This is a genomic window from Sphingomonas mollis (assembly GCF_016427505.1).
GTDB lineage: Bacteria > Pseudomonadota > Alphaproteobacteria > Sphingomonadales > Sphingomonadaceae > Sphingomonas > Sphingomonas mollis.
Genome location: NZ_JAELXS010000007.1, coordinates 100,983 through 123,221, shown reverse-complemented (window position 1 = coordinate 123,221; position 22,239 = coordinate 100,983). Strand labels below are relative to the sequence as shown.

Annotated in this window: 23 protein-coding genes; 14 read left to right on the top strand and 9 right to left on the bottom strand. The window is 67.4% G+C overall.

All coding sequences use genetic code 11. The annotated features are described in order from the left end of the window. Position 1: 1 nt before the first annotated feature. A complete protein-coding gene (locus tag JAO74_RS13340) occupies positions 2 to 274 on the bottom strand; it encodes a GNAT family N-acetyltransferase (RefSeq protein WP_199038871.1) in 273 nt (90 codons plus the stop codon). A gap of 29 nt (positions 275 to 303) precedes the next feature. Continuing rightward, entirely contained in the window at positions 304 to 1,221 is a 918-nt protein-coding gene (locus JAO74_RS13335) for a hypothetical protein (protein WP_199038868.1), read from the bottom strand. Between the two features lie 97 nt (positions 1,222 to 1,318). Here JAO74_RS13335 and recQ point away from each other — a divergent pair, with 97 nt between their 5' ends. From recQ to JAO74_RS13315, 4 genes are read left to right on the top strand one after another with little or no spacing between them, the layout of a single operon-like run. Continuing rightward, positions 1,319 to 3,088 carry a DNA helicase RecQ gene (recQ, locus tag JAO74_RS13330; RefSeq protein ID WP_199038865.1) on the top strand — a complete coding sequence of 590 codons (1,770 nt, stop codon included), beginning with the start codon at positions 1,319 to 1,321 and terminating at the stop codon, positions 3,086 to 3,088. A 51-nt stretch (positions 3,089 to 3,139) separates the two neighbouring features. Further along, complete coding sequence (locus tag JAO74_RS13325) at positions 3,140 to 3,568, top strand: TIGR01244 family sulfur transferase (RefSeq protein ID WP_199038862.1); 429 nt, start codon at positions 3,140 to 3,142, stop codon at positions 3,566 to 3,568. Further along, entirely contained in the window at positions 3,565 to 3,984 is a 420-nt protein-coding gene (locus JAO74_RS13320; protein WP_332908811.1) for a hypothetical protein, read from the top strand. Before JAO74_RS13325 ends, JAO74_RS13320 begins: the two co-directional genes overlap by 4 nt. After that, positions 3,981 to 4,331: a hypothetical protein gene (locus tag JAO74_RS13315; RefSeq protein ID WP_199038859.1), complete on the top strand. Its 351-nt coding sequence runs from the start codon at positions 3,981 to 3,983 to the stop codon at positions 4,329 to 4,331. The genes JAO74_RS13320 and JAO74_RS13315 overlap by 4 nt, the downstream gene beginning before the upstream one ends. A gap of 230 nt (positions 4,332 to 4,561) precedes the next feature. On the opposite strand, the gene JAO74_RS13310 is transcribed toward JAO74_RS13315, so the two are convergent. From JAO74_RS13310 to JAO74_RS13300, 3 genes are all read right to left on the bottom strand, one after another. After that, positions 4,562 to 5,983, bottom strand: coding sequence for an ammonium transporter (locus JAO74_RS13310; protein ID WP_199038856.1), 1,422 nt, complete (start codon positions 5,981 to 5,983; stop codon positions 4,562 to 4,564). An 11-nt stretch (positions 5,984 to 5,994) separates the two neighbouring features. Further along, positions 5,995 to 6,333, bottom strand: coding sequence for a P-II family nitrogen regulator (locus JAO74_RS13305; RefSeq protein WP_056530143.1), 339 nt, complete (start codon positions 6,331 to 6,333; stop codon positions 5,995 to 5,997). Between the two features lie 142 nt (positions 6,334 to 6,475). Then, positions 6,476 to 6,676, bottom strand: a complete 201-nt coding sequence (locus tag JAO74_RS13300; protein ID WP_199038853.1) for a putative signal transducing protein — start codon at positions 6,674 to 6,676, stop codon at positions 6,476 to 6,478. Positions 6,677 to 6,725: 49 nt separating this feature from the next. On the opposite strand from JAO74_RS13300, the gene JAO74_RS13295 reads away from it, so the two are divergent. Both JAO74_RS13295 and JAO74_RS13290 read left to right on the top strand, forming a co-directional pair. After that, positions 6,726 to 6,971, top strand: coding sequence for a type II toxin-antitoxin system CcdA family antitoxin (locus JAO74_RS13295; protein WP_199038850.1), 246 nt, complete (start codon positions 6,726 to 6,728; stop codon positions 6,969 to 6,971). Next, positions 6,971 to 7,261 carry a CcdB family protein gene (locus JAO74_RS13290; protein ID WP_199038848.1) on the top strand — a complete coding sequence of 97 codons (291 nt, stop codon included), beginning with the start codon at positions 6,971 to 6,973 and terminating at the stop codon, positions 7,259 to 7,261. The genes JAO74_RS13295 and JAO74_RS13290 overlap by 1 nt, the downstream gene beginning before the upstream one ends. On the opposite strand, the gene tldD is transcribed toward JAO74_RS13290, so the two are convergent. Continuing rightward, complete coding sequence (gene tldD / locus JAO74_RS13285) at positions 7,258 to 8,682, bottom strand: metalloprotease TldD (protein WP_199038845.1); 1,425 nt, start codon at positions 8,680 to 8,682, stop codon at positions 7,258 to 7,260. The two genes, JAO74_RS13290 and tldD, sit on opposite strands and share 4 nt — an antisense overlap. Positions 8,683 to 8,837: 155 nt before the next feature. Beyond that, positions 8,838 to 9,071 (bottom strand): zinc-finger domain-containing protein, encoded by a 234-nt coding sequence (locus tag JAO74_RS13280; RefSeq protein WP_199038842.1) that lies wholly within the window; start codon positions 9,069 to 9,071, stop codon positions 8,838 to 8,840. A gap of 80 nt (positions 9,072 to 9,151) precedes the next feature. Between JAO74_RS13280 and JAO74_RS13275 the strand changes: the two genes are divergently transcribed. Then, complete coding sequence (locus JAO74_RS13275; RefSeq protein WP_199038840.1) at positions 9,152 to 10,072, top strand: ABC transporter ATP-binding protein; 921 nt, start codon at positions 9,152 to 9,154, stop codon at positions 10,070 to 10,072. Here JAO74_RS13275 and JAO74_RS13270 read toward each other — a convergent pair. Further along, entirely contained in the window at positions 10,064 to 11,434 is a 1,371-nt protein-coding gene (locus tag JAO74_RS13270) for a hypothetical protein (RefSeq protein WP_199038837.1), read from the bottom strand. The two genes, JAO74_RS13275 and JAO74_RS13270, sit on opposite strands and share 9 nt — an antisense overlap. A gap of 60 nt (positions 11,435 to 11,494) precedes the next feature. On the opposite strand from JAO74_RS13270, the gene JAO74_RS13265 reads away from it, so the two are divergent. From JAO74_RS13265 to JAO74_RS13235, 7 genes are all read left to right on the top strand, one after another. Then, on the top strand, positions 11,495 to 12,004 hold the full coding sequence (locus JAO74_RS13265; RefSeq protein ID WP_199038834.1) for a hypothetical protein: 510 nt from the start codon (positions 11,495 to 11,497) through the stop codon (positions 12,002 to 12,004). Between the two features lie 260 nt (positions 12,005 to 12,264). Beyond that, positions 12,265 to 12,462, top strand: a complete 198-nt coding sequence (locus tag JAO74_RS18780) for a hypothetical protein (RefSeq protein ID WP_233150991.1) — start codon at positions 12,265 to 12,267, stop codon at positions 12,460 to 12,462. A 193-nt stretch (positions 12,463 to 12,655) separates the two neighbouring features. Continuing rightward, entirely contained in the window at positions 12,656 to 12,919 is a 264-nt protein-coding gene (locus tag JAO74_RS13255; RefSeq protein WP_199038828.1) for a hypothetical protein, read from the top strand. 136 nt (positions 12,920 to 13,055) lie between these two features. Beyond that, a complete protein-coding gene (nadB, locus tag JAO74_RS13250; RefSeq protein ID WP_199038824.1) occupies positions 13,056 to 14,660 on the top strand; it encodes an L-aspartate oxidase in 1,605 nt (534 codons plus the stop codon). A gap of 115 nt (positions 14,661 to 14,775) precedes the next feature. Continuing rightward, positions 14,776 to 15,897, top strand: a complete 1,122-nt coding sequence (locus JAO74_RS13245) for a serine hydrolase (RefSeq protein WP_199039177.1) — start codon at positions 14,776 to 14,778, stop codon at positions 15,895 to 15,897. Positions 15,898 to 16,053: 156 nt separating this feature from the next. Beyond that, positions 16,054 to 18,810, top strand: a complete 2,757-nt coding sequence (polA, locus tag JAO74_RS13240; protein WP_199038822.1) for a DNA polymerase I — start codon at positions 16,054 to 16,056, stop codon at positions 18,808 to 18,810. A gap of 187 nt (positions 18,811 to 18,997) precedes the next feature. Then, positions 18,998 to 20,512, top strand: coding sequence for a lipopolysaccharide biosynthesis protein (locus tag JAO74_RS13235; protein WP_199038819.1), 1,515 nt, complete (start codon positions 18,998 to 19,000; stop codon positions 20,510 to 20,512). Positions 20,513 to 20,637: 125 nt separating this feature from the next. Here the strand turns inward: JAO74_RS13235 and purH are convergent, their stop codons facing one another. Beyond that, the gene (gene purH, locus JAO74_RS13230) at positions 20,638 to 22,215 is read right to left on the bottom strand and encodes a bifunctional phosphoribosylaminoimidazolecarboxamide formyltransferase/IMP cyclohydrolase (protein WP_199038816.1); all 1,578 of its coding nucleotides are present in this window, start codon (positions 22,213 to 22,215) and stop codon (positions 20,638 to 20,640) included. Positions 22,216 to 22,239 lie beyond the last annotated feature (24 nt).

The following is a 22,239-nucleotide window of genomic DNA, read 5'->3' as shown; positions in this document are numbered from 1 at the left end:
GTCAGGCGATCAGGTCGCGCGTCTCCGGATGCTCGGTGACATAATGCGCGACGAAGCTGCACGCCGGCACGATCCGCTCGTCCCGCTCCCTCACTTGTGCCAGCGCGCCGGCGATCAGCCGCGTCGCCACCCCCTGCCCGGCCAGCGCATCGGGTACTTCGGTATGGGTGAAGACCAGCGTATCGCCCTCGCGATCATAGGCGGCGATGGCGGTGGTGCCGTCGATCGTCAGTTCGAAACGGCGTTCGGCGGGATTGTCGCGGACATCGGTCATGACGGCACAACGCACGGGTCGCGATGCGGTTACGCGCAGGTCAGCCGGATTTCGCGCGCCGGCTTGTCGAATATCAGCGTCGAGCACCGACGCAGCACGTCCGCGCCCAGCGACAGGCGATCCCGCTCCGGATCATATCGCTTGTCGCGCGCGACGACGACGATCTCGTCCGGGTCGGGCGGCGGCGCATCCGCATCGGGGATCGCGGCGGCGTTGCCGACATCGGCGGTCCTGACACCCAGCCCGGCGATCGACAGCGGTCCGATCGCGATCGGCCGGTCGAGCCGCATCCGCCGCACCGGCCGCTCGATCCCGAATGCGATCTCGGTCGTGAAGCGCGTATCCTCCATGCCGCCGCCATAGGCCTCGGCCAGTCGCCGCCCCGCATTGGCGGTCGCCAGCGTATGCGGATGATGCGGATCGAACCGCACCCGCATCGGTTTACCGCCCACGTCGATCCGTGCGAACAGGCCGCCCCAACCGACCATCGGTCCATCCTGCTCGATCATCGGCAGCGTCACCGTCCGCTCGCCCGGCAAGGGCTTCTGGAACACGAAGCGCACCACCGGCTCGGCCAGCCCGCCGGGGCCGACCACCCCGTCCAGCCCCGCCACATAGGGTCGCGGCGCCCAGGCCACCGTCGCGCGACGCGGCGTATCGCCGAACCGCGCCATCGTGGTGTGACCGCGCACCAGTTCGGGGCCGACCGCGACGTGGAGCAGCACATCGCCGGCCCGCAGCCGCGCCCGCTTCGCCGTCGCTTCCGTCAGGATCGGGATGCTGAACGCCGCCGGATCGATCCGCATCCGTGCGGTCACGCGGTTGACGGGCACATCGACCTCGCCCAGCCCCGGCACCAGCCGCTCGGGCAGGGGCGCCCCGGCGGTCGTCGCCACGGCCGCCAACGCCAGCCACGCCGTCACCGCCATCCGCCGCGCCATCGCCATGTCCGCTCTCCCACGATGACGATAGCGCGGGGCACGGCGGACGCAATCGCCGCCCGTGCCATTGTGGCGGCATCCCGCACGGCCTAGATCGCCCCCGATGGTCCCCGATCCCCTCCCGACCCTGCAACGCGTCTTCGGCTTTCCCCAGTTTCGCGGCGTGCAGGCCGATGTGGTGGACCGCGTGCTCAATCACCGCCGCACGCTGGCAGTGATGCCGACCGGCGCGGGCAAGTCGCTTTGTTATCAATTGCCGGCGGTGATGATGGAGGGGACGTGCGTCGTCGTGTCGCCGCTGATCGCGCTGATGCACGACCAGTTGCGCGCCGCCGAGGCGGTGGGCATCCGCGCCGCCACGCTGACCAGCGTCGACCAGAACCGGGGCGAGACGCTCGCCCGGTTCCGCGCGGGCGAACTCGACCTGCTCTACATCGCCCCCGAACGCGCCTCGACCGGGCATTTCCGCGAGTTGCTGGGCGAGGCGAAGCTCAGCCTGTTCGCGATCGACGAGGCGCATTGCGTCAGCGAATGGGGGCACGACTTCCGCCCCGATTACCGCCTGCTCGAACCGTTGATGGACGCGTTCCCCGACGTCCCCCGCCTGGCGCTGACCGCCACCGCCGATGCGCACACCCGCGCCGATATCGTCAAGCAGCTCGGCATTCCGGCGGACGGCATGATCGTATCGGGCTTCGACCGGCCCAATATCCGCTATTCGATCAGCCCGAAGGCGAACACGTCGAAACAGATCGCCGACCTGATCGCCGCCACCCCCGGCCCCGGCATCGTCTATGCCCAGACCCGCGCCGCGACCGAGAAACTGGCCGAGGCGCTGGCGAAGACCGGGCGCCCGACCCGCGCCTATCATGCCGGTCTCGACCCGCATATCCGCGCGAAGAACCAGTCCGATTTCGTGGCATCCGAGGACATGGTGATCTGCGCCACCGTCGCGTTCGGCATGGGCATCGACAAGCCCGACGTCCGCTTCGTCGCGCATGCCGGCCTGCCGAAATCGATCGAGGCCTATTATCAGGAAACCGGCCGCGCCGGCCGCGACGGCGATCCTTCCGTCGCACACCTGTTCTGGGGCGCCGAGGATTTCGCCCGCGCCCGCCAGCGGATCGGCGAAGTCGAACCCGAACGCCAGCCCGGCGAGCGCCAGCGTCTCGCCGCGCTCGGTGCGCTGGTCGAAACCGGCGGGTGCCGCCGCCGCGTGCTGCTGAAGCATTTCGGCGAGGATCTGGTCGATGATTGCGGCAATTGCGACAATTGCCTGGGCTCCCCCGACGCCGTCGATGCGACCGAGGTCGCGCGCAAGTTCCTCTCCGCCGTGTTCCGCACCGGCCAGATGTTCGGCGCGACCTATATCGAACAGGTGCTGCTCGGCCAGTCGACCGACCGCAGCGTCGATCGCGGACACGAGAACCTGTCCGTCTGGGGCATCGTCGAGGGTGACGAGAGCGCGCTGGTGAAGCCCGTCGCCCGCGCGCTGGCGTTGCGCGATGCGGTGCGGACCAACGAGCATGGCGGGCTGGAATTCGGCCCCGGCGCGCGGCCGCTGTTGAAGGGCGAGGCGACGCTGTCGGTCGTCATCCCGCCCAAACGCGAACGCCGGGGCAAGCGTGTCGCCGCCGTCGCCGCGAACCCGGCGGACAATCCGCTGTTCGAGGCATTGCGCGCGAAACGTCGCGAGCTGGCGCAGGCGGCCGGCGTCCCACCCTATGTCATCTTCCACGATTCGGTGCTGCGCGACATGGCGGCGCAGCGTCCTGCGTCGCGCGCGGAACTGTCGATCCTGTCGGGGATCGGTGCACGCAAGCTCGATGCGTATGGCGACGCGTTCATCGAAGTGATCCGGAACGAGGCATGACCGGCGCCTAAAAGGGCTGACGCGGGCCTTTTCATCGCTTAGGGTTAATGCATGATCCGTCCCCTCAACGACCGCGTCGCGGTGGCCCCGCAGATTTCGCCCGACGACGTGGCGGCGATCGCCGCCGCCGGTTATGTCGCGATCGTCAACAACCGCCCCGATGGCGAGGAGCCGGGGCAACCCACCGGCGACGAAATCCGTATTCAGGCGGAGGCCGCCGGCCTGACCTATGTCGCCATTCCCGTGACGGCAGCGGGGTTCAGCCATCCGCAGATCGAGGCGATGACCGCCGCGCTGGCCGCCGCCGATGGCCCCGTGCTGGCCTATTGCCGGTCGGGTACGCGGTCGTGCAACCTGTGGGCGCTGGCCGCCGCGCGCGCCGGTCGCGATCCGACGCTGATCGTCGCGCAGGCGGAGAATGCCGGATACGACCTGTCGGGCATGCGACCGACGCTGGACGCGCTCGCGAGCCCGCAGTGATCGCACCACTGGCCGACGCCGACCCTCTGGCGATCGGCGGCGCGGCGGCACTGGCCGCCCTGGTGGCGATCGGGATCGGCTGGACGACGGTGCGCCGCCGCCGGGTGGAGCCGATCGGCAGCCTGGAAGACGCGGCCGACGCGGTCGAGGCGATGTTGGGCGGCTCACGGGTCGCTGGCGCCGTCGTCGGCGCCGACGGGATCGGCGCGCTGGCGGTGACCGATGACGGGCGGGTCGCGGCGATCAAGCGCCGTGGCCACCGCCTGATCGCGCGTGAGGTGACATGGCGCAGCGTGCGTTCCACCGCCGCGGGCATCCTGATAGAAACCGGCGATCCGCGGCTGGGCGAGGTCGCGCTGGCTGGCGTCAACGCCCTCGACATCCGCCGCCTGGCACCGAAAGCGAAGAATCGATGATCGGCAACACGACGGCAGCGGCGGCACAGGCACCGCATCTCTACCAGCGTTTCATCCTGTGGATCGGCGACGGCACCGGCCTGCCCGATACCGTGCTGCATATCCATGCCGGGCTGGCGGTGCTGATGCTCGCCCGCCTCGCCACGCGGCGGTCGCTGGGCAGTTTCATCCCGCTGTCGGTGGTGGTCGTCGCGGAGCTGTTCAACGAGGTGATGGACCGGCTGATCTATGGATCGTGGCGCTGGCCCGATACGCTGGGCGATATCGCCAACACGCTGTGGTGGCCGACCGCGATCTGCATCGGCATCCGCCTGCGCCCGATGATCGGCCGTCGCAAGGCTTACTGATCCACGCACAGAAACGCACATTACGCCTGTATTCGTGTTCCTGCGAAGGCAGGAACCCAGAGCCACACCTGACATCGTTTATGGTTCTGGGCTCCCGCCTTCGCAGGAGCACGGTGCTATCGATCGCCACGCCTAATCCATAAAAAAGGCCCGGTGCGTTTCCGCACCGGGCTTAAGGTCGTCCGCAGGAGGAACGTCGGTGGGGGGCGGATCTGTGCCCGCCCCCGAACTCAATAATTGTAGGCGCGCTCGCCATGCTCGTTGATGTCGAGACCTTCGGCCTCGACCTCGGCCGACGGGCGGAGACCCATCGTCATCTTGAGCCCGTAGAACAGCACCGCGGAAACACCGCCGGACAGGACCAGCGTGACCAGCACCGCCTTGATCTGGGTCAGCACCTGCGCGCCCATGTCATAGGTGCCGGCGACCGACGGGAAGACGGTGTAGTCGAACCACCCCTGACCGCCGAGCGCGGGGTCGGCGACGATGCCGGTGCCGATCGCGCCGATGATGCCGCCGACGCAGTGGATGCCGAACACGTCGAGCGTGTCGTCATAGCCGAACTTGTTCTTGATCGTCGTGACGAAGAAGAAGCAGACGCCCGACGCGACGAAGCCCAGCAGGATCGACGTCATCGGTGCCGCGAAGCCCGACGCCGGGGTGATCGCGACGAGGCCGGCGACCGCCCCCGACACGCCGCCCAGCAGCGACGGCTTCTTGTGCACGATCTGCTCGATCACCGCCCACGCGACCGCCGCCGCCGCGGTGGCGACGAAGGTGTTGATGAACGCGACCGCCGCGACGCCGTTGGCCTCCAGGTTGGAGCCGGCGTTGAAGCCGAACCAGCCCACCCACAACAGGCTGGCGCCGATCATGGTCATGGTCAGCGAGTGCGGCGGCATCGGCTCGGTCTTGTAGCCGTTACGCTTGCCGATGATGAAGCAGCCGACCAGCCCGGCGATGCCGGCATTGATGTGCACCACCGTACCACCGGCGAAGTCGAGCGCCCCCCAGCCGTACAGCAGGCCGGTGTCGGTCGGCGTGTCGGACAGGAAGTCCGGGCCGGCCCAGTACCAGACCATGTGCGCCATCGGGAAATACACGATGGTCAGCCACAGCACGACGAAGATCAGCAGCGGCGTGAACTTCACCCGCTCCGCGAACGCACCGACGATCAGCGCCGGCGTGATGCACGCGAAGGTCATCTGGAAACAGACGAACGCATATTCGGGGATATAGACGTTGTTCGAGAACGTCGCCGCATAGGTGGAGGCCGAAACCCCCGCGAGGAACATCTTCGAAAAGCCGCCGACAAACGAGTTACCGCTGGTGAAGGCCATGCTGTAACCCCAGCAGACCCAGACGAGGCTGGCGACCGACACGATCATGAACACCTGCATCAGCACGCTGAGCATGTTCTTGGTCCGGACGAGGCCGCCATAGAACAGCGCCAGCGCCGGCACCGACATCATCAGCACCAGCGCCGACGAGATCAGCATCCAGGTCGTATCGCCCTTGTTGACCATCGTGGCCATCTGTTCGGCGGTCGGTGCCTTGATCGGGCCGGCAGCCGCCTGCGCCCATGCGGGCGCGGCGACGAGCGCGGCAGCGGCGAGGCCACCCGCACTCGCCATCATGCGAGACAATTTCATCATTCCCCCCTTCACAGCGCCGAATCGTCGGTTTCGCCGGTGCGGATGCGCACCGCCTGTCCGACGTCGAGCACGAAGATCTTGCCGTCACCGATCGCGCCGGTGTTCGCGGACTGCTGGATCGCCTCCACCACCCGGTCGGAAAGGGCGGCGGCGCAGACCACCTCGATCTTGATCTTGGGCACCATGTTGGTGCTGTATTCGGCCCCGCGATAGATTTCGGTCTGGCCCTTCTGGCGCCCGAAACCCTTGACCTCGGTGACCGTCATGCCCGCCACGCCCAAGGTGGTGAGCGCTTCCCTCACCTCGTCGAGCTTGAACGGCTTGATGACCGCAATGACCAGCTTCATCCCGCCCCCTTTTGGATGATGTTCCAGTATGCCGCGTTGCAACGAACGTGCCATATCGCTCGTCGAGGCGGGTGGTGGGGGCGAGCGGGCGCCGGGCAGAAGCTAACGAATAATTAACAGGCAGCGATGTGCAATTGCCTGTTTATTGGGCAGTGATGATACGCTCCGCCGTCGCGAGATCGTCCTCGTCCACCATCACCCGCACCGGGATCAACAGCCAGCTGCCATCCGCGATGCTGCTGCCGGCATCGAACGCGACCGCGTCGATCCCTTCGGATTCCAGTCGTCCGATCACGATATGCGCCTCGTTGCGATTGAAGCGGCCGAGTTCGACGAGGCTCATGACATCCCACTCCATTGACGCGCATTGATGATACGCATAATTTCAGCGCATGAAGCACGACGATATCACGCCCGCCAAGCGTCGTCCTGTCAACTTGTCGCTGGACACCGGCATCGTCGCCGCAGCGCGCGAAGCCGGCGTCAATCTGTCACGTGTCACCGAGGCGGCCCTTCGCGTTGCCATCAAGCAAGCGCGCGAACGCCAGTGGCGGGAGGATAATCGCGAGGCGATCGGTCATTTCACCGACTGGTACGAGAAGAACGGCGATCCATTGGCCCATCTGACCGCTCTCTGATGGCGCAATTCGATGTCGTGCGCGTCACGGGCAACGTCCTCGTACTCGATTGCCAATCCGATTTTCTCGGCGACCTGCCCACGCGTTTCGTCGTACCGCTGCGTCCGTCCGATCAGATCATGTTACCCCGTCTGACGCCGACGTTCACCGTAGACGGCCAGTCGCTGACCATGCTGACGCCCCTTGCCCGGAGCATCGCCAAGCGCGACATTCTCGGCATCGTCGTCAGCCTGGCGGAGCATGAATATGAGATCAAGGCCGCCCTCGATATGCTCGTCAGCGGCTTCTAACCGGCCGCCGTGCCGCCCACCGTCAGTCCCTCGACCAGCAACGTCGGCTGACCCACACCGGCCGGCACGCCCTGCCCGCCCTTGCCGCAAACGCCGATGCCCTCGTCCAGCGCGAAGTCGTTGCCGATGCCCGTCACCTTGGTCAGCACGGTGGGGCCGTCCCCGATCAGCGTCGCGCCCTTGATCGGCGCGCCCAGCCTGCCGTCCTCGATCATGTACGCCTCGGTGCAGCTGAAGACGAACTTGCCCGACACGATATCGACCTGCCCGCCGCCGAAGCTCTTGGCAAAGATGCCCTTCTTCACGCGCGATAGCAGTTCGGCGGGATCGTCCCTGCCGCCCTTCATGAAGGTGTTGGTCATCCGCGGCATCGGCGCATGCGCATAGCTTTCGCGGCGACCATTGCCCGTCGCGGCCATGCCCATCAGCCGCGCGTTCAGCCGGTCCTGCATGTACCCCTTCAGGATGCCGTCCTCGATCAGCACCGTCTCGCGCGTCGGCGTGCCCTCGTCATCGATCGACAGCGATCCGCGCCGGTCGGGGAGCGAGCCGTCATCGACGATCGTGATCCCCGGCGCCGCGACCCTCTCGCCCAATCGACCCGAAAATGCCGACGTGCCCTTGCGGTTGAAATCGCCCTCCAGCCCATGGCCGATCGCCTCGTGCAGCAGCACGCCGGGCCAGCCCGGCCCGAGCAGCACGGTCATCTCGCCCGCCGGTGCGGCGACCGAATCGAGATTCACCAGCGCCTGCGCCAATGCCTCGTCGATCCCGCGCTGCCACGTCGCTTCCTCGAACAGCCGGTCATAGAGGTAGCGGCCACCGATCCCGAACGTCCCCGTCTCGCGCCGGCCATTCTGTTCGACCACGATCTGCACGTTCAGCCGCACCAGCGGGCGCACGTCGGTGGCGACAAAGCCGTCCGGTCGCACGATCTCGACCACGCTCCACGATCCCGACAGCGACACCGATACCTGCGCCACGCGCGGATCGCGCGCGCGGGCGGCGGCATCCACGGTCTGGCACAAATTCACCTTGTCGGCGAAGGGGATCAGGTCGAGCGGATCGGCGTCGGTGTACAGGTGCCGGTTGGTCCCCTGCGGCGGCGCGGCCTTCGTGGCGGTGGACGGATCGATCAGCGCCATCGTCTGCGCGGCACGCCTGATCGCCGCCCCGGTCAGCTCGCTGGCATGCGCGAAGGCGGTCGTCTCGCCGGACACCGCGCGCAGGCCGAAGCCGGCATTGGTGTCGTAGCTCGCCGTCTTCAGCCGGCCGTCGTCGAAGCCGAACGCCTCGGACTTGCGATATTGCAGGAACAGTTCGCCATCATCGGCCTTGCCCAGCGCATCGGCGGTCAGCGCCTGCGCCGCCTCCGGCGTGAGTTCACGGTAGAGGAACGAGCGCGGATCGAGATAGGCCATGGCTCGCAATATAGGTGCGGGCGGCCGAAGGTCCACGGGCGTTGCGCGTATAAGTCGCGGGGAAATCAGGGCCGCGTCATGGCGAAGCCATGCCGTCGAACGGCGCGGGCGAGTCCGACCGTCGGCCGATCGGCGGCCCGTCTTCGTGTGTCGGGTTAGAGGCTGGCGCCTTCACTGATATCGGGCAGCTTGCCCTGATCCTTGCCATCGGCCGGGCCGCCGATCAGCACGAAGCGCCGGTCACAATAGCCGCAATCGACATACCCATGCTCGTCGATCTGCAACCACACGCGCGGATGGCCGAGTGCGGCGCCGCCCGGAATGTCGGTGGCGCCGTCGCAGGCGACACGGGACTGGCTGACATGGGTGATTTCGAGCGGCGGGTGCATGGCCGCATCCGATAGCAAGTGCGGCCCCCGCCGCCAATCCCGTACTTGGCGGATCGCGTCGCGAGGCCTATCGCGCGGTCATGACCGAAGCGGCGATCTCGATCCAGAACCTGTCCAAGACCTATGCCGGCGGCAAACGCGCGCTGGACGGCGTGTCGTTCGATGTGCCGCGCGGGCAGATATTCGGCCTGCTTGGCCCCAACGGCGCCGGCAAGTCGACGCTCATCAATATCCTGGCAGGCCTCGTCAACAAGACGGACGGGTCGGCCTCGATCTGGGGCTTCGACATCGACGCGCACCCGCGCAATGCGAAGGTGTCGATCGGCATCGTCAATCAGGAAATCCTGTTCGACCCGTTCTTCACCCCGATCGAGACGCTGGAAATCCAGGCCGGGCTGTACGGCGTGCCTAGGACGCAGCGGCGGTCGATGGAATTGCTGCGTGCGGTGCATCTGGAGGACAAGGCCAATGCCTATGCCCGCACCCTGTCGGGCGGCATGAAGCGGCGGCTGATGGTGGCCAAGGCGATGGTCCATTCCCCGCCCGTGCTGGTGCTGGACGAACCGACCGCCGGCGTCGACATCCAGCTGCGCCAGCAATTGTGGGAATATGTCCGCTCGCTCAACGAGGCGGGCGTCACCGTGGTGTTGACCACGCATTACCTCGAAGAAGCCGAGCAACTGTGCGACCGGATCGCGATCATCAACCATGGCAAGGTCGTCGCCAACGAACCGACCCGCGAACTGGTCGGCCGCGCGCAGGAGAAGGTCGTGGTCGTCACGGTCGACCGCGATCTGGACGTGGCGCCCGATGCAGGCTGTTTCGACAAGGTCGTGCTGAAGGGCAACCGGATGCTGGAGATCACCTATAACAAGGCCCGCGTGAACGCCGGCGAGGTGCTGGCCGCGGTGACGCGCGACGGCCTCGGCATCGTCGATGTCTCGACGCGCGAGGCCGATCTGGAGGACGTGTTCCTCAATCTGACGCGCGCTTCAACCTGACTGGGAGCGTCGCGGCCGGCCCCTTCCCCGCGTCGACGTGACGGGGCGGACGGCGATCGCGCCGGCGATCAGGATCGCGGGCATATAGATGAACGAGTTGAGCGTCGCATCCGCCATCGCCAGCAGCACGATCATCGCCAGCGGCAACGTCTCGTCATCGGCCGCCCACGCGGCATAGGCGACCCGCCGCCACAGGATCGCCAGCGCCGGCGCGATCACGCTGCCGAACGCCAGCAACAGGCCGATCAGCCCGAACTGCCCGACGATCAGCATCGCCAGCCCCCAGGGCCGCGTGCCGAACCGCCGGAACCAGTCCCACTGCGCCGTCCCCTGCACCGGCGCGGCGTGGATCGCCGGCAGCACCTTCGTATCCTGCGATATCCGCCAGGTGAACGATCCCCGCCCGATACCCCGCACCGCGCCCAGCACCTCCTGCCCGAACGCCGTATCGCGCGCGATCCGCTGGACCGGCACGATCCCGCTCAGATGCGCGGCGGCGACCAGCGCGACGATGCCGATGACGCCGCCTAGCAGCGGCTTCAGGAACGCCCGCGACCGCAGGATCAGGAACACCAGCCCCGCCACCAGCAGCAACAGGGCACCGATCGACTGGGCGGCGACCGCCATCACCGTCAGGATGGCGGCCGGCACCAGTCCGCGCCGACCGCGATCATCCTCCGCCTGTCCGAACGCCAGCCACAGGGCGGCGAGCGCGTTGAGGCAGATCCAGATGCCATATTGATTGCCATGTTCCAGCAGGCCGAGCGGCCGATAGCCGACATACCGCTCCATCCCATCGGTGCGGAACGGGTGCGGTGCATAGATCGCATCGTACAGGAATGGCCCCACCGACGCCTCCATGATCGCCACCGGCAGCATCGCCAGCCCCGCCCACACCTGCGCGCGGAGCAGGGCGAGCCGGTCGTCGGCCGTCGCGATCCAGATTCGCCCCAGCAGCCACGGCAACCCCCAGCAACCGGTGACGTACAGGCATGCCACCAGCGGCGATGGCGACGGTGTCGCCGCGATCAGCCCGTCGACCAGCGGCCACAGGCACCACGCCGCCATCGGCAGGTCGATCCAGTGCGGGCGCCAGCGCGATACCCGGCGCCGATCGAACACCACGCCCCATAACAGGGCCGCCGCCGCGACCACCCACGCCTTGGTGACGAGCATGTCCGATGGCAGCGCCGTCCCGACGATCCACCACGGCAATCCATCGGTGGCGACCGGAGGGTAATGCCCCACCGGCAGCAGTATCCACCCGCCGAAAAAGACGATCAGCACCGCGGTTCGCACCGGCAACCGCAGGAACGGCAGCATGGCGATCACTGCGAACAGAACATAGATAGCGTAGAGCAAAATCGATATCCGGTGACAGCGGGGCCTCGATACCGCGCGGCAAACGGGCTAGGCGGACGCGTGCCGCAGATCAATTGGACGCAGACCGCCGGCCTGACCGGTTTCGCCCTCGCCGCCATTTTCTGCTGGCGTGCCGCGGGCCGCCAGCGGGGACCATGGCGGTTGCTGGCGATCTTCTATGCGGTGCTGTGCGGGGAGATCGTGGCCGGTATCCGGCATACGCTGTTGCGGACAATGGGCGGGATATTCGGTCTCGGCAGCTATTACATGGATCGCCGCCCGGTCCAGCTTGCCGCGCTCGCGATCCTGATCGGCCTTGCCGTCTGGCTGGCGTGGCGGACCATGCGCACCGCCGCGCGGCGACCGGGTGCGCGGCCCGCCCGGATCGTCGCACTCGTCGCCGCCGGTCTCTTCGCCGCCGAGATTGTCTCGCTGCATCAGGTCGATGCGGTGATGTACCGCCGGATCGGCCCCGTCATGCTGATCGGCTGGCTGTGGCTGGCATGCGGCGTGGTCGCCGCGATCATCGCGGTCGGCGCTCGCCCGACCCGTAAACGGCGGTCGCGATAGCCCACGGACAGGTCGTCGGTGATGATTTGGCCGAATCGGTCCATTCCGGGACGGGTCAAGGCCTTTCACCAATTTCGTTCATCGTGTTGCCGACGATTTTCTCCATTCCTGTTCCGTTCCGGGATTCAATGGACCGGCAATTGGCTGGATCACGATGTGGCCGGCTCTCTATTCAGAATGGGTCGGTTCCATCTGGAATCGCCCGGAGTGACCGTGCGTTGGCAACGAGTATCAATTGGTGGGGCGTCGCGGTCCTGAGTATGCGGGGGGCCGATACATGGTCGCCGGCGCATGAAGTCAGCCGGGGCAACCTTGCCGAGATGATCTCCCTTGCCCAGTCCTGGCCCGAGGACGAGCAGCCCCGCCTGTTCCTGACCATCGAACGGACGAATCGCCGGCTGTCGTGGACGAAGATTCAGGAACTGGCCACCCGGCCCGATTTCCCCGTATTCATCTGATTGTCCGTCAAGGCGCGATCGGCCGTGCATGACGTGCGATCGACGGCCATTCCGGTTTTCCCGTTGACCTGCCATAAATTTCGCATCTCTTTGTGCTGTCAGGTCGTATCTACGACCCAACAGCGGGGAAAGAGAGATCTTGAGCGTGTTTTCGATGGCAACGCCGGGGCCCGCAGCCCCCCCACGGTCTATCGTGAATCCCGTCACGACCGGCCTGCACCTGCGCACCGATGGCGCCTGGATCGACCAGCATTCGCGCTGCATGCCCGCATTCGACGACACCGGGCCGCTCACCGTGCTGGTCGCCCTGAAGATCTGGGACAGCCTGTCGCGAATGCATGCCGGCGCCACCGATGCCCTGATCGCCGAGGTTACGGACCTCGCCACCCGCCATGGCCGCTGGTGCACGCTGTACGGCCTGCGCGCGCTGGCGATCGAGGCGGACGGCACGGCCTGACGTCGGCCTGACGCCAACCCGACACCGGCGATAATCGCCACCGCCGCCGCTGTCCTAATCATGCGGTTCATGCCACACCGCCGCGCATGTTTGCGCCATGCCCAACTCCGAACCGCCCGACCCCCGGTTTCCCTCGATGACCGCCACCGTAAATGCCGCCCCCGTGAAGACCGCCGACGTGCTGATCGTCGGCTCCGGCGCCGCCGGCCTTACCGCCGCGCTCAACCTCGCCGACCGGTTCACGGTGACGGTGCTGGCCAAGGGCGCGCTGAACGAGGGGTCGACCGCCTGGGCGCAGGGCGGGATCGCCGCGGTGCTGGAACCGGGCGACACGTTCGACAACCATGTCGAGGACACGATGGTCGCCGGCGCCGGCCTGAACGACCGCGCTATCGTCGAATTCGTCGTCGAACGCGCGCCCGCCGCGATCGAGCGCCTGCGCAAGCTGGGCGTGCCGTTCGAGACCGAGGGAGACGCGCTACACCTGACGCGTGAGGGCGGCCATTCGCACCGCCGCATCGTCCATGTCGCCGACGCCACCGGCTGGGCCGTGCAGGAAGCGTTGCAACGCGCCGCCGAGGCGCATCCCAACATCACCCTCGTCCCCGATCAGGTTGCGATCGATCTGGCGACCAGCCGGCATGAGGAGCGGTATTCCGGCGCCGGCAATGTCTGGGGCGTCTATGCGGTCGATCGCCTATCGGGGAAGGTCGCGCTGTACACCGCCCGCGCGACGATCCTGGCGACGGGCGGGGCGGGCCGCACCTATCTGTTCTCCACCGCCCCGCGCGGTGCGACCGGGGATGGGATCGCGATGGCGTGGCGGGCCGGCGCGCGCGTGTCGAACATGGAATTCATGCAGTTCCATCCGACCTGCCTCTACAATCTCGACGTCAAGAACTTCCTGATTACCGAGGCGGTGCGCGGCGAGGGCGGGCAGTTGAGGAACCCGAACACCGGCCACCGCTTCATGCCCGATCTCGACCCCCGCGCCGAACTGGCGCCGCGCGATATCGTCGCCCGCGCGATCGATGCGGAGATCAAGCGCTACGGCCTCGATTACGTCCATCTCGACATCAGCGACCAATCGCCCGACTTCATCCGCCACCATTTCCCCAACATCCACGACAAGCTGCTGGGTCTGGGCATCGACATGACGAAGGAGCCGATCCCCGTCGTCCCCGCCCAGCATTACACCTGCGGCGGGATCGTAGTGGACCGCGACGGCCGCACCGACCTGCCCGGCCTGTATGCGGCGGGCGAGTGCACGCAGTCCGGCCTGCACGGTGCCAACCGGCTGGCGTCCAACTCGCTGCTCGAATGCTTCGTCTTCGGCGAGGCGGCGGCAGAGCACATCGCCGCGCACTGGGATGCGCTGCCCCCCGTGCCGCCGATCCGCATCTGGGACGAAAGCCGCGTCACCGATTCGGACGAAGAGGTGGTCATCAAGCAGAACTGGACCGAAATCCGCCGGTTCATGTGGAATTACGTCGGCATCGTCCGCACCACGAAACGGCTGCAACGCGCCGCCAGCCGCATCAAGCTGATGACCGACGAGGTGGCGGATTATTACGGCCATTTCCGCGTCACGCCCGACCTGATCGAACTGCGCAACCTGCTCCAGACCGCCGACCTGATCGTCCGGTCGGCGCTGCACCGCAAGGAAAGCCGGGGCCTGCATTACACGCTGGATTATCCGGAAAAGCTGGCCGAAGCAGCCGATACGATCCTGGTTCCCTGACCTGCGACTCGGATCGGCGCGGCGTTGCGGCATTTCGCCGCAGCGATCGCATCCATCTGTTTCGCTGGCCGCCGGGAAGGATAAGGTCGGGCAAGCGGTACGGGTGCCCGATTTGATGTTGTTTCCTAAGCTGGCGGTTCCTTTCCTGTTGTTGCTCGCGGCCTGCGGGTCGTCGTCGCGACCCGGCGCCAGCAGCCCCGCGCCACAGGCACAGGAACCGCGGGCGGCGGTGTCGATCACCGTACCGCCGCCGATCGCCCGCCCCACCGCCAACATCCCGCGCGCGTTGCAGGCCAGTATCGAAACGCTGGCCCGCAATTTCGACGGCCGCGCCGGCATCGCCGTGCGCGCGGTCGACGAAGGCTGGACGGTCGAGGCCGGCGGCCGCCAGCGCCTGCCCCAGCAATCCGTCTCCAAACTGTGGGTCGCGATCACCGTCCTGGACCAGCGCGATCAGGGCAAGGTCAGGCTGGACCAGCCGATCACCGTGCTGCCCACCGACCTGACGCTGTTCCACCAGCCGATCGCCTATCTGGTCGCCAAGACGGGCCGGTTCGACACCACCGTCGGCGGCCTGCTGACGCGCGCGCTGACCCAGAGCGACAATACTGCCAACGACCGTCTGCTGACGCTGGTCGGCGGGCCGGAGGCGGTGCGCCGGCTGATCGCGGCAAAGCGGCTGGGCGATATCCGCTTCGGCCCTGGCGAGCGCCTGTTGCAGGCGGGCACCGCCGGCCTCGTCTGGCAACCCGCCTTCGCAATCGGCAACGGGTTCGAGATCGCCCGGTCGCGCCTGTCGCCGGAGGCACGCGCCGCAGCGCTCGATCGCTACGTCGCCGATCCCCCGGACGGCGCCGCGCCGCTGGCGATCGCCGATGCCATTTCCCGCGTCGCGCGCGGCGAACTGCTGTCGGAAACCTCGACGCGCATCCTGCTCGACACGATGGGCGCGTCGATCACCGGCCGTGCCCGTCTGCGCGCGGCGATCCCGGCCGGGTGGAAGATCGCGCACAAGACCGGCACCGGTCAGGATCTGGGCGGGCGCAACGCCGGCTTCAACGATGTCGGCCTGCTCACCGCGCCTGATGGCCGCCGCTATGCGCTGGCGGTGATGATCGGCGACACCCGCCGCCCGATCCGCGAGCGCCAGATGCTGATCCAGAACGTCGCCAGCACGGTCGCCGGGTATGCCGGCAGCCACCCCGGCAGTGCCTTCGCCTCGACGATCGCGAACTGAACCATGATAAGCCCCTCCCCTTCAGGGGAGGGGTTGGGGTGGGAGACGCTGCGTAGCGGCTGGATCGTTTCGGCGTCCTCCTCCCCAACCTCTCCCCTGAAGAGGAGGGGCTTATGGCTTGGTCCCCCCCGACGAACCCGCTACACCCCGGCCACCATGCCCCATCTCTATCTCGTCGACGGCTCCGGCTATATCTTTCGCGCGTACCACCGCCTGCCGCCGCTCACCAACGTGCATGGCGAGCCGGTCGGCGCGGTCTATGGCTACACCACGATGCTGTGGCGGCTGGCCGACGAGGTTCACGCAGCGGAAGGCCCCACCCACATGGCGGTCATACTCGACAAATCGTCGAAGACGTTCCGCAACGACCTGTACGACCAGTACAAGGCGCACCGCCCGCCGCCGCCCGAAGACCTCGTTCCGCAGTTCCCGATGATCCGCGACGCCACCCGCGCCTTCTCGCTGCCCTGCATCGAGACCGAGGGGCTGGAGGCGGACGACATCATCGCCTGTTATGCCAAGGCCGCACTGGCGCAGGGCTGGTCGGTCACGATCGTGTCCAGCGACAAGGACCTGATGCAGCTGATCGAGCCGGGCCTCGACCTCTACGACACGATGAACAACCGCCGGCTCGGCGCGGAGCATGTCGCCGAGAAGTTCTTCGGCATCGCCCCCAACCAGTTGGGCGACGTGCTGGCCCTGATGGGCGACAGCGTCGACAACGTCCCCGGCGTCCCCGGCGTGGGGCCGAAGACCGCGGCGAAGCTGATCCTGGAACATGGCGATCTCGAATCCGTCCTCGCCGCCGCCGAGGGGATGAAGAAGGGCAAGCTGCGCGACAATCTGATCGAACATGCCGATATGGCCCGCCTCAGCCGCGAACTCGTGTCGCTGCGCTGCGACGTCGCCCTGCCCGAACCGCTGGAGGATCTTGAACTCAAGGGCATTCCCGATGCGCCGCTTCGCGCCTTCCTCGAACATCACGGCTTCCGCTCGCTTCTGACGAAACTGGGTCAGGTCGCCGATGCGCCCGTCCCGGCCCCCGCCTCCGTCCCGATGGAGGAGGACCCGCCCTGCAACCTCGACGAGTACGAGACGGTGCAGGATCTCGACGCGCTCGACCGCTGGATCACCATCGCCCGGCATCAGGGGTGGATCGCGGTCGACACCGAAACCAGCTCGACCGATGCGACGCAGGCCGAACTGGTCGGCGTCAGCCTCGCGCTACACCCCAACCTCGCCTGCTACATCCCGCTGGGGCATGGCGGCACCGACCTGCTCGCCGAGGTGCCGGTGCAGATCGACGTCAAGGCGGCGCTGGCGAAGCTGAAGGACCTGATGGAGGACCCGTCGGTCCTGAAGATCGGCCACAATCTGAAATTCGACATGATCGTGCTGGGCGAACGCGGCATCGACATGGCGCCGCACGACGACACCATCGTCATGAGCTTCGACCTCGACGCCGGCCTGCACGGCCACGGCATGGACGAACTCGCCGCCACGCACCTGTCGCACAGTTGCATCGCGTTCAAGGACGTGGTCGGCACCGGCAAGACGCAGCGCGGCTTCCACGAGATCGACCTGAAGACCGCCACCCGCTATGCCGCCGAGGACGCGGACGTGACGTACCGGCTGTGGAAGCGGTTCAAGGCCCGCCTGCCCGCCGAGGGCGCGACGCGTGTCTATGAAATGGTCGATCGCCCGTTGATCCCCGTCATCGCCCGCATGGAGCGGCGCGGCATCAAGGTCGATCGCGAGCGGCTTGCCGGCCTGTCCGCCGAATTCGCCGGCCAGATCGCGGGGCTGGAAACCGAAGTCCACGCGCTCGCCGGCGGCCCCTTCACCATCGGCAGCCCCAAGCAACTGGGCGACGTGCTGTTCGAACGCATGGGCCTGAAAGGCGGTCGCAAGGGCAAGTCCGGCGTCTATTCGACCGACGTGACCGAACTCGAACGGCTGGCGCGCGACAAGGACGCACCGGGTGTCGATCTGGTCCGCAAGGTGCTGGAATGGCGCCAGTTATCGAAGCTGAAAAGCACCTATACCGACGCACTACAGGCACAGATCAACCCGAAGACCGGCCGCGTGCATACGTCGTACAGCCTGACGGGCGCGCAGACCGGCCGCCTGTCGTCGACCGAGCCAAACTTGCAGAACATTCCGATCCGCACCGAGGTCGGCCGCCAGATCCGCGACGCCTTCGTGGCGGAGCCGGGCAACGTCATCCTCGCCGCCGATTATTCGCAGATCGAACTGCGCCTCGCCGCGCACATGGCCGATGTGCCGGCGCTGCGCGAGGCGTTCGCCAACGGCGACGACATCCACTCGCTGACCGCGCAGGAGCTGTTCGGCGAGGTCAACCGCGACACGCGCGGCCGGGCCAAGACGATCAACTTCGCCATCCTCTACGGCATCAGCCGCTGGGGGTTGGCCGGTCGGCTCGACGTGACGCCGGACGAGGCGCAGGCGATGATCGACCGCTATTTCGAACGCTTCCCCGGCGTGAACCGCTACATGGCCGACACGCTGGAGGGCGTGCGCGAGCGCGGCTTCACCGAGACGCTGTTCGGCCGCAAGACGCACTTCCCGCGCATCAAGTCGAAGAACCAGGGCGAACGCCAAGGCGCCGAACGCGCCGCGATCAACGCCCCGATCCAGGGCACTAGCGCCGACATCATCAAGCGCGCGATGGTCCGCATGGAACCGGCGCTCGACGCCGCCGGCCTCGGCCATGTGCGGATGCTGTTGCAGGTCCACGACGAACTGGTGTTCGAACTGCCGGAGGGCGACGTCGACGCGGCGAGCACGGTGATCTGCGAGGTGATGGAGAACGCCGCGACGCCGGCGGTGACGCTGACCGTACCGCTCGGCGTCGACATCGGCACCGGCCTAAGCTGGGGCGCCGCGCATTGAGCCGTCCCACACCACCCTCACCCTTCGCCGGCTGCGCCGTCTTTTCCCTCTCCCGTCTGGAGCGTTGGGTGAACAGTGCCCCGCACTGTTCAGGTCATGCCGGGGGCATGACCGACCCAACGCTGGAGGGAGGCGCGAAGCGCTGGAAGGATGAGGGTGGATACGCCTCCGTCGTCATGCCCCCCCGATGACCCCCACCAAGGACATCGACGCCCTCGCCAGGGGCGGCCGCACCAATATAGCCGGCTTCGCGCTGCGCCTGCTGGCGCGCATCCCGTTCCTGTTCATCGCCGGCCGCTTCTATGGCCCCGATCTGGTCGGCCGTTTCGCCATCGCGGTGGTGGTCGTCGAACTCGCCGCGCTGCTGGCCACGCTCGGCATGAAGCGCGGTCTCGCGCAGGCGCTGGCCAAGGCCGATCGCCCGCACGTCCATGTCGTATGGGATGCGATGGCGCTGGCGCTGGTCGCCTCGCTGGTCGCCAGTGCGGTGCTGTGGTCGATGCCGCAGCTTCTGTATCCCAACACGCCCGTCACCGGGCTGGACCGCTGGCTGGCGCTCGTCGTCGTCGCCATCGCCTGGTCCGACGTCAGCCTCGCCGCCCTCGCCTATCGGCTGAACGTCAAGGCGGCGGTGACGGCGCGGGCGGTGGTGGAACCGTGGACGATCTCGATCGCGGCCTATGCGTTTTCGTTCTTCACGATCCGCGACGGGCTGGTCCTGTCCTATGTCGCGTCGATGAGCGCGGCGCTGATCGCCAGCATGGTGCCGTTCCTGCGCTCCTACGGCCTGCCGCATGGCTGGTCGCCGCGCCTGCGCGAACTGGCACGGCTCGGCTGGGCCAATGCGCCGCTAGCGGGGGCGGACGCGCTGGAATGGGGCAGCCGCAACGTCGATCGCTTCATCCTCGGCCTGCTCTTCGCACCCAGCGTGGTCGGCATCTATTACATGGCGCAACAGGTCGCCTCGTTGCCGCAGAAGCTGAAGACCAGCTTCGACCCCGTCCTCGGCCCGGTCATCACCCGCGCGCTGGCGGCGGACGACCGGCCGGCGATCGCCGAACAGGTGAGGCAGGTGGCGTTCTGGATCATCGCCGCGCAGTTGCTGCTGGCGTTGATGGGGTCGATTCCGGGCAAGGCGGTGATGGGCGTCGTCGGCCCGCAGTTCGTCGCCGGCACCGCCGCGCTCGCCTTCCTGCTGGCCGGCGAGGTCTTCGCCTCGACCGGATCGGTGTGCGAAACCGCGCTCGTCTATGTCGCGCGGCATCGCAACCTGCTGATTTCCAGCATCATGCTGGCCTTTCAGATCGGTCTCAGCTTCGCGCTCGTCCTGCTGATGCGCGGCTGGGGCTGGCCGCCGACATGGCAGGCGGCGGGGCCGGCGGTGGCGCTGGCGACCAGTCTGGGCATCACCTCGATCGTCAAGGCATCGTTGCTGCGCCGGCTGCTCGGCGCCCCCGTGTCACCGCTGCGCTGGCCGCTCGTGTGGGCGGGACTGGCCGCGATCGTCGTGGGCGGCGCCTTCACCGCCCTGCCGCACGAATATGAGTGGGCGGAACTGCTGATCGGCGAACCGGCGCTCGCCGCGACCTATCTCTACATCCTGTGGAAATGGGCCTTCCGCCCCGCCGACCGGGCCTTGTTCGGAAGGATGGACAAGACCGAGGGGGCGACCCTGCCCAATGTCGGGTCGCCGGTGCGGTAACAACGAGTCAACGCATGACGGAATGACCGTCGTTGCGAGCGGAGCGAAGCAACCCAGGGCACCGCACGCCCCGCTGGATTGCTTCGCTCCGCTCGCAACGACGGATCAGAATGAAGCCGTCCCACTCAATGCCGGAAATGGCGCATCCCCGTGAACACCATCGCCAGCCCGGCCGCATCGGCGGCGGCGATCACCTCGTCGTCGCGGATCGATCCGCCCGGCTGGATCACCGCCGTCGCCCCCGCCTCGACCGCCGCCATCAGGCCATCGGCGAACGGGAAGAACGCATCCGACGCCACTGCCGACCCGGTCGTCCGCGCCTCGGACCAGCCGGCCTTGTCGGCGGCGTCCTTCGCCTTCCACGCGGCGATGCGCGCGGACTCCAGCCGGTTCATCTGTCCCGCGCCGATCCCGGCGGTGCTGCCGTCCCTGGCATAGACGATCGCGTTCGACTTCACATGCTTGGCCACCGTCCACGCAAAGCGGCAATCCGCCAGTTCCCGCTCGGTCGGCGCACGCCGGGTTACGACCCTCAGCATATCGTCAGTCAGCCGGCCATTGTCACGTGACTGCACCAGCACGCCGCCGACGATCTCCTTGTGCAACTCACCTTCGCGCATCGAATCGGGCAGCCCGTCGGTCAGCAACAGACGCAGGTTCTTCTTGGCCGCGAAGATCGCCAGCGCCTCCTCGTCGGCACCGGGGGCGACCACCACTTCGGTGAAGATCCCGGTGATCGCCCGCGCGGTGGCGGCGTCGATCGACCGATTCAGCGCGATGATTCCGCCGAATGCCGATACCGTGTCGCATGCGAACGCCGCGTCATAGGCATCGGCCAGCGTCGTGGCCGTCGCGACGCCGCAGGGATTCGCATGCTTGACGATGACGACAGTCGGACCGGCGTCGCGGAACTCCGCGACCAGCTCCAGCGCCGCATCGGCGTCGTTGTAGTTGTTGTAGCTCAGTGCCTTGCCCTGCACCTGCCGCGCCTGGGGCAGCCCGGCGGGTAAATTCCAGCTGGCCGACGACAGCACCCGTGCGGTCTGGTGCGGATTCTCGCCATAACGCAATTCGACGACATCGGGCATGTCCTGGTTCGTCTCGCCCGACTGGCGGTGGAACCAGCCCGCGATCGCGCCGTCGTACATCGCAGTGTGCATGTATGCCTTACCCGCCAGCCGGCGCCGTGTCGTCATCGTCGTGCCGCCGCCCTGCGACAGTTCGTCCAGCACCACGGCATAGTCGGCCGGATCGGTGACGATGGCGACCCATGCATGGTTCTTCGCCGCCGAGCGCACCATCGCCGGTCCGCCGATATCGATATTCTCGATCACCGTGTCGGCGTCGGCGCCGCTTTCCATCGTCTTGACGAATGGATAGAGGTTCACCACGACCAGATCGATCGCGCCGATCGCGTGCTCCATCATCGCCGCGACATGCGCGGGGTCATCGCGCACCGCCAACAGGCCGCCATGCACCGTCGGGTGCAGCGTCTTCACGCGGCCGTCCATCATCTCCGGAAAGCCCGTCAGCTCGGACACGTCCTTCACCGGGAGGCCGGCATCGCGGATCGCCTTCGCCGTGCCGCCGGTCGACACCAGCTCGACCCCCGCCGCCGCCAGCGAGCGGGCGAGATCGACGATGCCGGTCTTGTCCGACACGGACAACAGGGCGCGGGTGACGGGGACGGTATCGACGGTCATGATGATCTCCCCCCTTGGCCGATC